Genomic DNA, 14,607 nt, shown 5'->3' on the forward strand with positions numbered 1-14,607 from the left:
ATATAAACTTATAGGGTATAATGGAAGTAACTCACAGGCGCACAATAAAAGAGACGGAGGAAATTAGTATGATAGGAACAATTATGGTGCTTGCGGTCGTAGTGTATCTGGTATGGATGTTCTGGGGACGTGCTTTCCATGTGATTGGACAGTATCGAAAAGGCGGAAGTCAGTTTATATTGCCGGAATTCATGGATTATGAAACGATTTACCAGAAACTGCGGGAAGGACTGCAGTATCCGGATAACCGCAATCTGTTTTATGACGAATACGGACAGCCTGCCATTGCGGGTCGGTACGGCACGTACACTATTCACATGGAGGACACACTGCTGACCGTGCAGGCAGAAACGAACGGCAAACTGAACAGAAACATGCGGCAGACCGAGGAAGCGATGTGTCTGACAGCGTATGTCCGTAAGATTTTCGAGCCTGCGGCACCGGTCAATCCGTATCAGCTGTACAAGCGCATGCGGCATGCACGGCGCAACGGCTTGATCATCAGCGCTGTGCTGATCATTGCAGCGGCAGCCTGCACGCTGTCCGCGCTGTCTCCGGCGCTGGACGATACGGCAAAGGTGCGTAATGCGTACCTGTCGCAGTATAGCACAACGGTTACGGTAGGCGATGCGTTCGATAATTTCTTTGGCTCGCCCAAATGGAAGGCGTACGAGGAAGGTACGCAGGAGCGAGTCGATTTTCAGGGAAACTGCACGTATTCCGGCGAGCAGGTACAGGTTCGCATTGTGTTTGGCATCTACGGGGATACGTTCCAGGTAGATTCGGTGCAGATCAACGGCAAGGAGGCACCGGCGCTGATTTCGGCAGGTCTGTTCTCTGCGGTTTACGGAGAGACGGATTCGTCCGGAGGAACGGTATCCAGTGCAGAATGAATATAAAGCAGGTGAAACCGTATGTTTTTTAAGAAAAAACAGGAACAATCGGCAGAACCAGCGGTAGTGTCAGCAGAATCGTCTGCTGAGCGAAAACTGCCGCTGATTCTGCGCTGGCCAATCAGTATCATACTTTTGTTCGTCATGCCTCCATTCGGCACGGCTGTGGGCATTGGATTAGCAGTTGCACGGCTGATTTTTAACCACAAATATCCGAAATATAAGCTGAAGCTGTGGACAAAACTTATTATTTCGGCACTCTGCATTGCGTTCGTAATATGGGCTGTTGTCACAGCGCCCGAGAGCAGCACGACCACATCAGCAGAGGCAGTACCAACAGAACAGGGTGAATCGCAGGCCACCGAAACAACATCTGAAGCGACAGAAAACAAAACCGTAGAGCAAGAAACAACTTCTCAGGCGGAACAGCAGGCGGCCTCCGAACAGAAAAAGCAGGAAGAGGCAGTTCAGGCGGCGAAGGCTGAGACAGAGAAACAGCAGAAGGAGGCAGAAAAGCAGCAAAGGCAGGAGGAGAAAGCTGCTAAGAAGCTGGCGCGCCAACAGAAACGCGCCAACAAAAAAATAGAGAAAGCGCTGGGCAAGGATAACATCGAGAAGGCAGCGAAAAAACTCTCCCACGTGAAGGAGAACTGGGTGTACGCCTATTATCAGCAGATGCTACCGGATTTGATCGAACAGGACGATCGCACACAGCTCGACCGTTATCTCACAATCTACAGGCAGACGTTTCCGGAGACAGAGCAGATGAAGGACGTGCTCACGGCGTGGGATCAGATCTGTGACGACCAGAAGAAGATGGACGAACTGGACAAGAAATACCGTTCGGACTATTCGGGCGGTATGTCCGGTGCAAAGAGCGCCGCAGATAAAACCGAAGAGCATGCGTTTTATCTGCAGTACAAGTTGAAAAGTTCTGCCGCAAACAGCAAAAATAGCGTAATCAGTGCTGTGGGAGAGGCAATCGATGCGGCGCAGGAGTCTATGACGGGCACATATGAGTATCTGGCGAATAATGTGACGAACGACTTTATTTCATCGTTGATACAGGGCTACATTGATATGAACACCTATCCGGGCGATGAACAGTATGTTCTGATCACCACCAAACCATTTTCCCAGTCAGGTGCAACAACGGTGTATGCGTATCCGAGCGGAACGCGCACGCTGACGACTTCGGACGGATTTGAGAAAGAGGTCGAGTGCTACCGAGTGATGGACAGTGCTGTGCGGGATGAAATTCTACGGGATTACGAAACGTATTCGGTGGCCGGCATGTCGATCACAGAGGCAAGCCAGCACATGCAGGAATTATTAAACAAGTAAAAGAAAGCAGGGAGAATCATGAAACAAAAAATTTGCGGTTTGCTTGCCATGCTGCTGCTGTTATCCGGCTGCGGCTCAAGCACACCGGCCGACACCTCGCCGATGAGCGAGGACGAGATCACGCAGATGTACAGCGATCCGGATTCGTTCAAGGGCCGCACGCTCGAGCTGTACGGCCGTGTGTTCAACGAGCCAGAGTACGATGACGACGGCGTGTATTTCCAGATGTGGGGAGACCCGGAGAACGGAGAGCGCAACACGATCGTAGCCTGCAAGGACACCTCGCTCAAGCTGCAGGATGATGATTATGTGCATATTTTAGGCAGTGTTTCCGGTAAACACGAGGGCGAAAACGCACTGGGCAGCAAAATCACCGCGCCTGCGATCGTTGCGGATTCGGTAGAGGTGGTAACTTATCAGGAGGCCTGTGCGCCGACGCTGTACACCGCGACGGTGCAGACAGCGGCGCAGACACAGTGCGGCTACACGGTTTCGGTCGACTCGGTGGAGCTGGCGGAAAAGGAAACACGCGTTGCGGTTACGGTGACGAACAACGGTGCAGCGGCGTTCAGTATCTACGATTCCAGCGCAAAAATCGTGCAGAACGGCAAGCAGTTCGAGCGGGAGTATAACTCCTATGCTGATTATCCGGAGCTGCAGTCGGATTTGATGGTCGGCGCGAGCACGACCGGCATCATCACCTTCCCGGCACTGGAAAAGGCGGATTTTGACATCACGCTGACTGGCTCGTCGGATGATTGGGACGAAAGCATTGCGCCGTTTACGTTCCATTGTACGTTCGGTGACGCGGCAGCGCAGACTCAGCAGGAGCTAGCGGCGGAACAGGCGGCGCCGACCTACATGCTGTACGAGGGCACAGCGACCAAGTCTATCGACCTTTCGCTGACCGATACCGTAATTGGCAGCAATAAACTGTGGCCGACGGACACGAAAACCATTACCACGGATGATCTGTCCAAGCTGACGCAAAATGAGGTTGCGGCTGTGCGCAACGAGATTTATGCGCGGCACGGCTATACTTTTACCACGGATGAATGGAAAATTTTCTTTGCCTCGGCGGAGTGGTATCATGCGGACAGTGCGTACTCCAACAATATGCTGAATGCCACGGAAAAAGCGAATGTGGATACCATTCTGAATTACGAAAAGAGTGCAGGCGGACAGCAGGAGAAGATCCGGCCGGAGGATATGGCATCGCAGGCCGCGCTGAATTACTGCCAGACAACCGGCTGGACAAACAGCCGCGTCAATTTTGTGGAAAGCCGTCCGGCGGGCGGATATTATGTCAATGTGATGAAGATAGACGACTCGGATAACAGTTATGAGGAAAATTATGTGGTGACGGTCGAAAACGGAAAGGCAATCGTGACCGGCACCGAGCAGTTAGGCGAATTTACGCCGATCGATTAATTAACAGAATAAATCAAAAAATCAGGACGGAAGGCTCGAGAGACCTTCTGTCCTGATTTTATTAGAGGGGTGTTGGTGATATGGTTTGGTTTGGAAATTTTTTAACTAAGTGAATTGGTAGTTTGTGTGAGATTGGTCAGTCGATGCGCTTTACCAGATCCTCCGGAATCTTGGCAGTGCCCTGACCGTAATACTGGAATACGTCAACCATCTGCTGAATCTGCGCGTCACTCATTTGCTTGATCTCGCCGTTGACGCAGGCCGCGCGGGCAGCCAGATAGCATTTTGCGGCTTCTTCGAGGTAGACCGCAGCGTAAAGCGCCTGATTGAGATCCTTGCCGACCGTCATAACGCCGTGCTGAGACAGGATAACGGCATGACCGTTGCCGACGTACTTAACCGTATCAATGCCCATATCAATCGAGCCGGCAGCCGAATAGGGTGTGATCGGCACATTGCCGCCGGCGGCATTGGCCAGCGCGGTAATGCATACGCGGAACTCGGTCAGACCCGGAATGAGCGAAACCGCAGTTGCGTACGGCTGGTGGGTGTGGATAACGGCGTTGATGTCCGGACGCTCGCGGAAGATATGCAGGATAGCCGGTGTGTCGGACGAAGGCTTGCGGGTGCCTTCGATGACATTGCCGTCGATATCCATGACGATCATATCATCCTCGACCATCTTCTCATACATCATGCCGGACGGCGTAACGAGAATCTCGCCGGTCGGCATGCGCACGCTCAGGTTGCCGCAGGTCAGCGATACCAGCTCATAACGGTCGAGCAGGATACCGGCTTCGATGATTTCTTTTTTCATTTCCGAAAACATGGTGAATTCCTCCTAAAAAAATCGTGAGCAGCTGTTCCGGTCTGCGGACGATGAATTCTGGATGGTAGGGCAGCAGCATTTCGAGCGGCTGATAGCCCCATGCGGCAGCAGCGGCTGCCGTTTGCGTGTTGCGTGCGGTCTGCATGTCCACATCGGTGTCACCGATGTAGAGTATCTGCTCACGCGGTATGCCCAGCTGCTCGAGCACAGGGTCCATCGAGTGCGGATCGGGTTTAGAGATGGTCTCCGGCGTCTGTCCGACGCACAGCTCCATCGCATCTCCGAAAAATCGGTCGATGAGCGCACAGGCAACGGCGTTGGGTTTATTCGTCAGAACGGCGTTCTTGATGCCGCGGCGGTTCAGCTCTGCAAGCGTTTCACACACCCCTGCATACGGCTGGGTGAGATAGGTGAAATCGCTGAGGTATGCGGCGCAGTCGTAATCGCGTATCGCGGGCTGAAGTGCGGCAACCCGATCAGGCGGGCAGCCGCCGAGCTTCAGCAGCTTATGGTAAAACTCCGCGATAGAAAGGCGGCACAGGTCACGGCACTCGTCGAGTGTAATGCCGTGAAAGCCGAAATGACGAAGGGACTGGTTACAGTAATGGTGAATTGTCGGCAGGGTATAGAGCAGCGTGCCGTCCAAATCCCAGACGCAGGCGCGAAAGCCCATTTATACCTCCAGGAAGTCTACAAAGCGAACGGCTTCCAGATCGGACTCTGCAACGCCGAGCTTCTTGCCGGTCAGGTCCTCGACAGCGGATACGAGGTGCATGGCATCAATGCCGTACTTCTTCATCAGATACATCTTGGACGCACCGTGCGGATAGCCCGGCAGACCGATCTTGACCAGACGCTTGCCCAGTCCGTTCTCTGCGATAACATCGGCAACAGCGGAGCCGAGACCGCCGATATCCAGATGGTTTTCGATGGTAACAACGCCGTATTTGCTCTTATTGATGGCCTCAACGATGGTCGGGTCGGTGAACGGCTTGAGGGTGGAAACGTGCATATGCTGTACGGAAACGCCCTTTTCCTTCAGAACTGCGGTAGCGCGCATTGCTTCCTCAGTGCAGATGGAGGAGGACAGCAGAACGATGTCATCGCCTTCACTCAGCACGCGGGCACGGTTGAACTGCATCGGCTCGTTTGCCGGGAACAGGCGCGGAACTTCCTTGCGAAGCATGCGGATGTAAACCGGACCGTTGTAGTTGTATGCCAGATCGAGCACGCCTTCGATTTCGGTTGCATCACCGATGTCGAAGATGGCCATGTTCGGCACCGTGCGCAGTACGCCGATGTCGTTGATGGACTGGTGGGTAACACCGCCCGGCGTGGTAATGCCCGGCACAAAGCCGACGAATACAACCGGCAGATTCGGATAAGCAACACTCATTTCCAGCTGATCGAGGATGCGGCGATACAGGAATACCGCAAAGGTGTGCAGGAATGGACGGTAGCCTTCACGGCACATGCCGGCTGCCCAGGAGCACATGTTCTGCTCAGCGATACCCATGGTCAGATAGCGGTCCGGGTAGGTCTGGCGGAACTTTTTTACTTCGCAGGAGGAGCCGAGGTCGGCCGACATAACCAGAACCTCCGGATGCTCGGCTGCGAAGCGAATCATATTTTTTTCATGTGTATTAACTTCGATCTTCATTTTGAACTCCTTCCTTCTCACATCTCGTCATAGATCTTCTGGAATTCATCACGCTCGTCAGCGCCGATGCGGATAAAATGCATCGAACGCGGCTTTTCGAGCGGCTTAACGCCGGTCCAGCCGTGCGTGCGTGCGATAACAACGAGCGGCTTGCCCTCATGCGGGGTCTCACATGCTTTGCAGAAGTCCTCAATGTCATGGCCGTTTGCCTCAACGCAGACCGCGCCGAACGAGGTGAAGCGGTCGATCAGCGGCTCCTCGGTCATCTGATCCTCAATCTTGCCCTCAACCTGCTGGTCGTTTGCATCGATTACAACGATGAAATTATCCAGCTTGTAGTAACCGGCTGCCTGAATGCACTCCCAGGTCTGACCTTCCTGCAGCTCACCGTCACCGAGCAGAACATAGCACTTGCCGGTGTCGCCGCGGCGCTTGCGGGCATGAGCCGTGCCGCCTGCGATCGAGATGGTCTGGCCGAGCGAGCCTGCGGTATTCTCAAATCCGGGAGAGTGCTCCGCACCGATCATTTCCATGTTCCAGCCGTCTACATTGAATTTGTCCATGCAGTCCGGGCTGATGCGGCCGGTCTCTGCCAGTGCGGCGTAGATAACCGAAGCATAGTGGCAGCAGGATACGAAGAAACGGTCCTTATCCGGTGCGGGAGCGCCGTTGTAAGAGGAGCCTCGCTGATAATCCATATTATCCGGCCCCGGAACGCCGGGGAACGGAATCGGCTCCCAGCTGCCGACGGACGGACCGAGGTTCATCACACGGGTGTACAGGGAGGCAATGATTTCTGCCGACGAGCACGCCTGTGCCAGATAGCAGCCGCCGGTTTTCAGTGCAACGCCGAGAATCTGCTTGCGGATTCCGTTAGCGACCGCCTGAATATCGGCGGTGGAATAATTTTTTTCACTCATAAGAGCATGACTCCTTTCTGAATCCAATACCTATACGAACAGTCGGTGCTGTGGGTTGTGGTGTCGATCTCTTAAAAACATTATTTCATATACAAGCACAAATGTCAACGATAGAAAACTTGTCATTTGTGCCAAAAACGAGTTGATGAAATTGGTTAAATAGTGAGAAATGACGATTAAAGCGCGGAAATGGCTTGACGAGACTGTTTATGTTGCCTATAATGAGATAAAAGGAATTTAGAAAACGGTTCACAACAATGAACAAAATTTCAAACATTCCCGCGAGTTCCATGAAAGGAAGATGAATTATGAAAGCTGTTGTGAAAACGGAGACCGGTTTTGATCATATGCAGTATACAGATATTCCGGAACCCCAAGCGACCGGAGATCTGGTAAAGATCAAGATCGCGTACTCCGGTATCTGCGGCACTGATCTTCATGCGTTCAAGGGCACCTACGCGAGCACTAAGCCGCCGGTTGTACTCGGCCATGAGTTCTCCGGTGTAGTCACCGAGATCGGTCCGGACGTAAAGAATGTTAAGGTGGGAGATCGCGTTACCAGCGAGACCACCTTCAAGACCTGCGGCGTATGCCCGATGTGCAAATCCAAGGATTACAATCTGTGCGGCAACCGGCAGGGCATTGGCACCCAGATTAACGGCTCGATGGCTGAGTATCTGGTCAGCAGAGAGGAAAGCGTTCACGTCCTGCCGGATAACGTATCGCTGCTGAGTGCCGCGCTCACTGAACCGCTTGCGTGCGGCGTACATGCTGCTATCGAGAAGGGCAATGTACAGCCTGGCGATATCTGCGTGGTATTCGGTGTTGGCGCAATCGGCCAGATGGTTATGCAGGTGGCAAAGAGTCAGGGCGCGACCGTTATCGTTGCCGGACTGAGCCACGATGCGGAACGCTTTGAGATTGCAAAGAGTGCAGGCGCGGACCGCTGTGTTGATCAGCAGACCGAGAACATCAAGGATATCGTGATGGAGATGACGAACGGTGTCGGCGCGGACAAGTGCTTTGAGTGCTCGGGGGCGGTTCCGGCAGCCAACAAGGCGCTTGAGCTGGTACGCCGCAAGGGCACAGTTGTACAGATGGGCGTGTTCCCGCAATCGCATGAGAGTATCTGGACCGACCTGATCCTGCATCACGAGATCAACTATGTTGGCTCCCGCAGCCAGAAGCCGTCCTCATGGGTCAAGGCTCTGGAGCTTTTGGCGGCAGGCACAGTCGTACCGGAAAAGATCGTCACCTCGATCGATCCGCTGGAGAAATGGCGCGACGGCTTTGACAAGATGATTCGCGGCGAAGGCGCCAAGGGTGTTATCGTGCTGGATGACAGTCTGCAATAAGCAATCCCACGACGGATAAAGAATGAACTGATTATGATAAAGAAATGAGAGAAAAGAAAAAACCAATACCGCTGTTGCGGTATTGGTTGATTCTAAAAAGGGGTGCTTATTCGGGAACGGCAACGCCTTCCATTTCCAGCATGCGGCGGGCGAGTGCCTCGTCCGCGACCAGTACGTTGATGTACTTTCCGCGCACGGCGGCAAGCGTGCACTCTGCCTTTTCGGCGCTGGCGTTGATGCCGATCGACCACGCCGGAGTGCGCATTGCCTCCAACGGAGCGGAGATGACGTAGCGGCTGTCCAGCTGAACCTCGTTGCCGTTGATGTCAAACATGCGGCCGAGCAGACTGGAAACCGCACCGCGGCGCATCAGCTCCTTGCGTTCCTCAGCGTTGTAGCAGCCGGATTTATAAAGTGAGCCGTTGGCGTCATTCAGCGAACCGATGCCGGTGAGGATGATATCTACCGAACCTGCCTTCTTGAGTGTTGCTTCAATCTGCGGCTCGGCGGTGAGATAGGAGTAAACCAACTCGCTGTCCACATAGACCGGTGCATAGATGTTGGAATAGGTGCCGTGCACCTTTTTGGAAAGCCGGAGCGCAAGCTCGAGGCCATCCACACGCGGATTGCCGGTGCCGAGGCAGCCGACCATCTGCACAACAGTTACATTATAGTAGTCGGAATAATCGGTCGGTTCGAGGACATCGCACAGTGCTTCCAGTGCACGTCCCCACGAAATGCCGATAGACATGTTGTTTTCCAGTACGGTCGAAAGAAAATCTACTGCACAGTGTGCACAGCGTGTCAGGGACTGGTCGAATTCATAATCTCCGGCAACGATGACCGCATCGCGTAAACCGAAGGTCGTACGAACAAGGTGCGAAAGCTGCGGATTTTTGTTGATCGGACTATGAACGATGATTTCAACCACACCGGTCTCCTTCGCTTCATCGAGAAGGCGGGAGATGGTGGGACGGGAAATGCCGGTGATTTTGCTGATATCCTGCTGGCTGAGATTCTGCTGATAATAAAGCTCGGAGATTCGTACGAGCAAATCGGTACGGCTGCTCATAATAGGCCTCCTTAAAAATTTGAAAAGTTAGATGAACATTTGTTCACAACACAAAGTATAGCGTTTTTCGTATAGAATGTCAATAAACGTATTGACAAAAAGCGAAAAATCCAATATGATATTGCCCATAGGAATTGCGATAATATTCCATAGGAATAGTAGGAATAGGAGGAACATCCATGTTCACCAGTGAATTTGTTGTAAAAAATCCAACCGGTCTGCACGCACGTCCGGCCAGCCAGCTGGCCAAGCTGTGCAAGGATATTCCGGATGATATTCGTCTGATCTGCGAAAAAGGCACGATTAACCCCAAAAATGTAATTGGAATTTTGACCGCAGGTCTGAAAAAAGGTTCAGCGATCAAGATCGAGGTAGAAGGTGCCAGCGAGCAGGAATCCGGTGCAAAGATTATGGAGTTTCTGGAAGGCTTGACCGACTAAGAACAGCAGCTAAGAGAAAAGGAGAGCAAAGATGGAACAGGCAACCTTTCGCAATCTGATCCTGCGGGATGTGGAAGCGGCAAACGCCGAGGAGGCAATCCGCAAGGTCGGTCAGCGTTTTTACGATGAAGGCTTCGTAAAGGACACCTATATTGATGCAGTTGTTGCGCGTGAGAAGAATTACGCGACCGGTCTGCAGCTGGCGGATATCGCGGTAGCTATGCCGCACACCGATCCGCAGCATGTTAACCGCCCGGGCGTGTGCATCGCACAGCTTAAGCACCCGGTCGAGTTTGAACATATGGGCGATCCGGATACCAAGGTGCAGGCGGAAATGCTGTTCATGATGGCCATCAAGAATCCGGATGAGCAGGTCGAGCTGCTGCAGAAGGTGCTCGGCGTATTCCAGCAGCCGGAGGTCGTTGCTGCATTCCGCGCAGCAAAAAATGAAGACGAGCTGTTCGAGGCGGCTCAGAAGTACATTGGTTGATTACAGGACTGCGGTTCTGTTCAAAACACGGTTAAATCTAATTTATTGGAGGGTCAAATGATGAAAACTTGTAACATTCTGTGTGTATGCGGTTCGGGTACCGTAAGTTCCGCAATGGTAGCAGGCAAGCTCAAAGAGCGCCTGAAGGAAAAGGGTTGGGACGCTGCCATGGTGGAAGCAAGTCCGAACAGCATTTCGACCGAGATCACCGGCAAGAAGTTTGATCTGATTGCATGTGTAAGCCCGGTTTACGAGGACTTCGGCATCCCGAAGGTAAAGGCAGTCGGCATGCTGACCGGTCTGTCCGAGGACAAGGTAGTCGATGACTGCCTGAAGATCCTGGAGGCAAATGCGTAAAGGGTAAGGCGCATTTTCTCATAGTCATCCATAGCAAAGAGTAAAGGCAAAAGGGTAAAAAAGAAAGGTGGTTCCAAGCATGGCAAGTTTCTTTCAAACATTAAGTGATGTGTTCAGTGCATTCGGTGCTGCAGTATTCGTACCGGTTATTCTGTTTATCATCGCAAAGTGCATGGGTGTTACCGGCAAGAAGGCATTTAACACGGCACTGCTGTGTGCAGTCGGCTTGACGGGCTTCAACCTCGTTATCAACAGCTATTCCGCGATTATCGCACCGGTTGTTAACCAGATGGTTACGAACGCAGGCGTAAATCTGCCGACGCTCGATACCGGCTGGCAGTCCACGTCGGTTATCGCATATTCGACCAAGGTCGGCCTGATCTTCATCGGCGTTGCAATCATTCTGCAGCTTGTGCTGTTCTTCACCAAGTGGACGAACGTATTTATGGCATCCGATCTGTGGAACAACTACTCCTTCATGGTTTGGGGTTCCATGCTGTATGCTCTGACCGACAACATGATGCTCTCCATGGCTCTGATGGTCGTTCAGCTGCTTTACATCCTGCTGTTCTCTGAGGCTTGCGCAAAGCGCTGGTCTACCTATTATGATTACGATAACTGCTGCATGACCGCTCCTCATCATCTGGAGAGCCTGCCGTTTGCGGTATTCATGAACTGGTTCCTCGGCAAGATCGGCTTTGACAAGATCAAGCTGAATGCACAGACCCTGCAGAAGAAGCTCGGCATCCTCGGCGAGCCTATGTTCATCGGTCTGGTTGTCGGCGCTCTGATCGGCATCATCGGCAACTTCAACGCTCTGGTTGGCGAGGGTGCGCTGACGGCCTGGGGTACGGTATCCTCTGCAGCCGTTTCCACCGCAGCGATCATGGCAGTATTCCCGAAGGTAGCCGGTATCTTCGCAAGCGCATTTACCACTCTGACTGATGCGTACAAGTCCAAGGCTGCCAAGTCCGGCGAAGGCCGTGAGTGGTATCTTTCTGTTAACGATGCATGCGGTTACGGCGAGCCGAATACACTGGTTACCGGCATCCTGCTGATCCCGATCATGCTGGTTGTAGCATTTGTTCTTCCGGGCAACACCATCCTGCAGATGGCTGACCTGTGCGCTCTGCCGTACATGGTTGAGGTATTTGTTTGCGTATCCAACGGCAATATCGCAAAGAGCGTTGTTTCCGGTGCGATCTGGTTCTCTCTGGGTCTGGTTGTTGCGTCCGCTCTCGCGCCGACCTTTACGCAGGTCGCTGTTGACGCAGGCTTCCAGCTGGCACAGGAAGGCGTATTCATCATCAGCTTCGGTATTATGTGCCATCCGCTGATCGCCGGTCTGTTCTACGCATTCTGGTCTCAGAATCCGATCATCATCGGTGCGGTTGTCATTGCATACTTCGTGCTGTACTTCCTGTTCAAGAAGAACAAGGAGCGTTTCGTTGGCTATCTGGAGAACGCTGCTGCTGCTTACTCGGCATACTAAGCGATTGCTTCTAAACTGAAAACAGCTGGCTGCTGCTGCAAACAAATGCAGCGCAGCCGGCTGGTGTTTTATTCCGAAGAGGAGGAAAAGATGAAGGAACTGATACAAAAGCCGCAGAATATCGTACTGGTCGGTGATGCTTTTGTTTCGCCGGACACGATGGAGCAGGCGGTGCAGCAAAGCGCACTCTGCTGCGGCAGGATCACCAAGCTGATGTGGGGCGGCTCCGACAAGCAGGAATTCACCTCGCGGCAGCTCAAACTCGAGCGGAACGGTCCGGAAGCCGTACCGTATGCGGACGGTCTGGACGAGGTGATCGGCGAGGCAGAGGTTCTGCTCGTGCATTTCAATCCGGTGCCGCGTGCGCTGATTGAGAAAGCGCCTAACCTCAAGGTCATCCTGACCTGCCGCGGCGGCATGGAGCACATTGACCTTGCAGCTGCAAGTGAGCGCAATATTCCGGTGCTCAACGTTATCCGCAATGCAGAGCCGGTCGCGGACTTTGCCCTCGGCATGATGCTCGATCTGACGCGCGATATCGCGCTATCGCACCGCAAAATGCGCGAAGGTGTATGGATGAAGAGCTTTTACAACTCGGACCATTTGATGACGCTTTCCAGCCATACAGTGGCGCTGGCCGGTATCGGCAACGTCGGCAGCGCGCTGGCGCGCCGTCTGCTGGCACTCGGCGTGCCGGTGATCGCGTATGACGCATACACCAGTCCGGAAAAGCTGGAAAAGGCCGGTCTCGGTGCAATCAAGCTAGTCGATTCACTTGAAACCCTGTTTGAACAGGGCGATATTGTATCGCTGCACCTGCGGCTGACACCGGATACCGAGCATATGATCGGCATGCAGTATTTTTCCCGCATGAAAAAAACGGCGTACTTTATCAACACCGCGCGCGGCGGTCTGGTCGATCAGCCGGCACTGGTCGAGGCGCTGCAGCAGGGCTGCATGGCAGGCGCGGCGCTGGATGTGTACGACAGCGAGCCGCTCGCCGTGGACGATCCGTTGCTGCAGATGGACAACGTGCTGCTCACACCGCACATTGCGGGCACCACGGTAGACGCGATCCCACGGGCGCCGTTTTTGCTTATGCGTGAGGTCGATCGGTTCCTGGCTGACGGAGTGACCGATCGAGTGGTAAATCATGTGTCCATCACACTGGAGTAAGGAGGAAACGCAATGCTTTTGCAGGAAGAAAGAGAGAAAATCGTTGTATACGGACAGGAAATGCTCAAGCGCGGTCTGACCGCAGGCACCTTCGGCAACCTGAGCATTTACAACGAAAAGGAGAACCTGTTTGCCATCAGTCCGAGCGGCATGGACTATTTTAAGACCGACGCAAGCGATGTGGTCGTTATGACGCTCGACGGCGAAAAGGCGGACGGCGACCGCAAGCCATCTTCCGAGGTGGACATGCACCGTATTTTCTACCAGAAGCGCCCGGGCATCAAGTCGGTCGTGCACACGCATCCGCGCTACGCTACTACACTGGCGTGTCTCGGCTGGAGCATTCCGCCGCTGCACTATCTGGTGGCGTATTCGGGCAGAGAGGTGCCGTGCATTCCGTATGTGCCGTTCGGCACTTATGAACTGGCACAGGCGGCGCTGGACGGCATGGGCGATAATTACGCCTGCATTCTCGGAAATCACGGTCTGCTGTGCGTCGGCGGCAATATCAGCTACACGCTGGATGTGTCCGAGCAGATCGAATTCTGCGCACAGCTCTATTATAATTGTAAGGCAGCCGGTCAGGAGCCGAAGCTGTTGAATGACGAGCAGATCAGCTCGGTGCTGGAGGCATTCCAGACCTACCGACAGAAATAAATTTTGCAGGAGGGGACCATTATGGAGGAAAAATGCGTATACTGCGGCGGTGATCTGCCGGAAAAGCCGACTAAGGTAAAGGTGCGCACGCGCTCGTTTGAGGTGTGCTGCGCGGATTGTGCGGCAAAGACCGAACAGTATATCAAGCTGGATAAGCGATTCAAGACCGCGCTGTATCTTCTGGTCTTTCTGGGCGGCATCGGATTTGTTATCAGTGCATTTTTCGGCGGTGACAGTCCGCTGCGCATGATCGGTGCGTATGCCGGTCAGCTTGTTGCGGGACTGGCGTTTATCGCGTTTCCGTATCCGGTCACCTCGTTTGAGAGCTTTCACGCGATGAGCATCCGCGGCGTAACGCGGCTGACGCGCATTATCGGCCTTGTGCTGAGCGTGTCGGCAGTTGTGCTGGTGGTGCTCACGCTGCGGTAAAGACAAGTGCGATCGGTCTGGCGAAAGTCAGGTCTTTCCAAAACCCCAAAGGGCGCTCAAAG

General features: G+C 53.5%; 16 protein-coding genes. 11 read left to right on the plus strand and 5 right to left on the minus strand.

Annotated elements, in window-relative coordinates:
* Positions 1-68: 68 nt before the first annotated feature.
* The 3 genes from DWZ82_RS04190 to DWZ82_RS04200 are packed head-to-tail and all read left to right on the plus strand — an operon-like array spanning position 69 to position 3,668.
* Positions 69-893: a hypothetical protein gene (locus DWZ82_RS04190; RefSeq protein WP_118753419.1), complete on the plus strand. Its 825-nt coding sequence runs from the start codon at positions 69-71 to the stop codon at positions 891-893.
* 21 nt (positions 894-914) lie between these two features.
* The gene (locus tag DWZ82_RS04195; RefSeq protein ID WP_118478998.1) at positions 915-2,237 is read left to right on the plus strand and encodes a hypothetical protein; all 1,323 of its coding nucleotides are present in this window, start codon (positions 915-917) and stop codon (positions 2,235-2,237) included.
* A gap of 18 nt (positions 2,238-2,255) precedes the next feature.
* Positions 2,256-3,668 (plus strand): YARHG domain-containing protein, encoded by a 1,413-nt coding sequence (locus tag DWZ82_RS04200; RefSeq protein ID WP_118479000.1) that lies wholly within the window; start codon positions 2,256-2,258, stop codon positions 3,666-3,668.
* A 136-nt stretch (positions 3,669-3,804) separates the two neighbouring features.
* Here the strand turns inward: DWZ82_RS04200 and DWZ82_RS04205 are convergent, their stop codons facing one another.
* From DWZ82_RS04205 to DWZ82_RS04220, 4 genes are read right to left on the minus strand one after another with little or no spacing between them, the layout of a single operon-like run.
* Positions 3,805-4,497, minus strand: coding sequence for a class II aldolase/adducin family protein (locus DWZ82_RS04205; RefSeq protein ID WP_110436230.1), 693 nt, complete (start codon positions 4,495-4,497; stop codon positions 3,805-3,807).
* Positions 4,439-5,170 carry an HAD family hydrolase gene (locus DWZ82_RS04210; protein ID WP_118479002.1) on the minus strand — a complete coding sequence of 244 codons (732 nt, stop codon included), beginning with the start codon at positions 5,168-5,170 and terminating at the stop codon, positions 4,439-4,441. The genes DWZ82_RS04205 and DWZ82_RS04210 overlap by 59 nt, the downstream gene beginning before the upstream one ends.
* Positions 5,171-6,157: a transketolase family protein gene (locus tag DWZ82_RS04215; protein ID WP_118479004.1), complete on the minus strand. Its 987-nt coding sequence runs from the start codon at positions 6,155-6,157 to the stop codon at positions 5,171-5,173.
* 17 nt (positions 6,158-6,174) lie between these two features.
* The gene (locus DWZ82_RS04220; protein ID WP_118479006.1) at positions 6,175-7,077 is read right to left on the minus strand and encodes a 1-deoxy-D-xylulose-5-phosphate synthase N-terminal domain-containing protein; all 903 of its coding nucleotides are present in this window, start codon (positions 7,075-7,077) and stop codon (positions 6,175-6,177) included.
* A gap of 308 nt (positions 7,078-7,385) precedes the next feature.
* On the opposite strand from DWZ82_RS04220, the gene DWZ82_RS04225 reads away from it, so the two are divergent.
* Positions 7,386-8,432: a zinc-binding dehydrogenase gene (locus DWZ82_RS04225; RefSeq protein WP_118479008.1), complete on the plus strand. Its 1,047-nt coding sequence runs from the start codon at positions 7,386-7,388 to the stop codon at positions 8,430-8,432.
* Positions 8,433-8,538: 106 nt separating this feature from the next.
* On the opposite strand, the gene DWZ82_RS04230 is transcribed toward DWZ82_RS04225, so the two are convergent.
* Complete coding sequence (locus DWZ82_RS04230) at positions 8,539-9,504, minus strand: sugar-binding transcriptional regulator (protein ID WP_118479010.1); 966 nt, start codon at positions 9,502-9,504, stop codon at positions 8,539-8,541.
* Between the two features lie 179 nt (positions 9,505-9,683).
* Between DWZ82_RS04230 and DWZ82_RS04235 the strand changes: the two genes are divergently transcribed.
* From DWZ82_RS04235 to DWZ82_RS04265, 7 genes are all read left to right on the plus strand, one after another.
* Positions 9,684-9,944, plus strand: a complete 261-nt coding sequence (locus DWZ82_RS04235; protein WP_118479012.1) for an HPr family phosphocarrier protein — start codon at positions 9,684-9,686, stop codon at positions 9,942-9,944.
* A gap of 31 nt (positions 9,945-9,975) precedes the next feature.
* Positions 9,976-10,434, plus strand: coding sequence for a PTS sugar transporter subunit IIA (locus DWZ82_RS04240; RefSeq protein ID WP_118479014.1), 459 nt, complete (start codon positions 9,976-9,978; stop codon positions 10,432-10,434).
* Positions 10,435-10,491: 57 nt separating this feature from the next.
* Positions 10,492-10,791 (plus strand): PTS sugar transporter subunit IIB, encoded by a 300-nt coding sequence (locus DWZ82_RS04245; protein ID WP_199667385.1) that lies wholly within the window; start codon positions 10,492-10,494, stop codon positions 10,789-10,791.
* A gap of 79 nt (positions 10,792-10,870) precedes the next feature.
* A complete protein-coding gene (locus tag DWZ82_RS04250) occupies positions 10,871-12,283 on the plus strand; it encodes a PTS galactitol transporter subunit IIC (protein WP_118479016.1) in 1,413 nt (470 codons plus the stop codon).
* Positions 12,284-12,373: 90 nt separating this feature from the next.
* On the plus strand, positions 12,374-13,459 hold the full coding sequence (locus DWZ82_RS04255; RefSeq protein ID WP_118479264.1) for a 2-hydroxyacid dehydrogenase: 1,086 nt from the start codon (positions 12,374-12,376) through the stop codon (positions 13,457-13,459).
* A 12-nt stretch (positions 13,460-13,471) separates the two neighbouring features.
* Entirely contained in the window at positions 13,472-14,116 is a 645-nt protein-coding gene (locus DWZ82_RS04260; RefSeq protein WP_118479018.1) for an L-fuculose-phosphate aldolase, read from the plus strand.
* 21 nt (positions 14,117-14,137) lie between these two features.
* A complete protein-coding gene (locus tag DWZ82_RS04265; RefSeq protein WP_118479020.1) occupies positions 14,138-14,545 on the plus strand; it encodes a TRASH domain-containing protein in 408 nt (135 codons plus the stop codon).
* The last annotated feature ends 62 nt before the right edge of the window (positions 14,546-14,607 follow it).

It is taken from the genome of Butyricicoccus sp. AF35-5AC (assembly GCF_003477715.1).
GTDB lineage: Bacteria > Bacillota > Clostridia > Oscillospirales > Butyricicoccaceae > Agathobaculum > Agathobaculum butyriciproducens.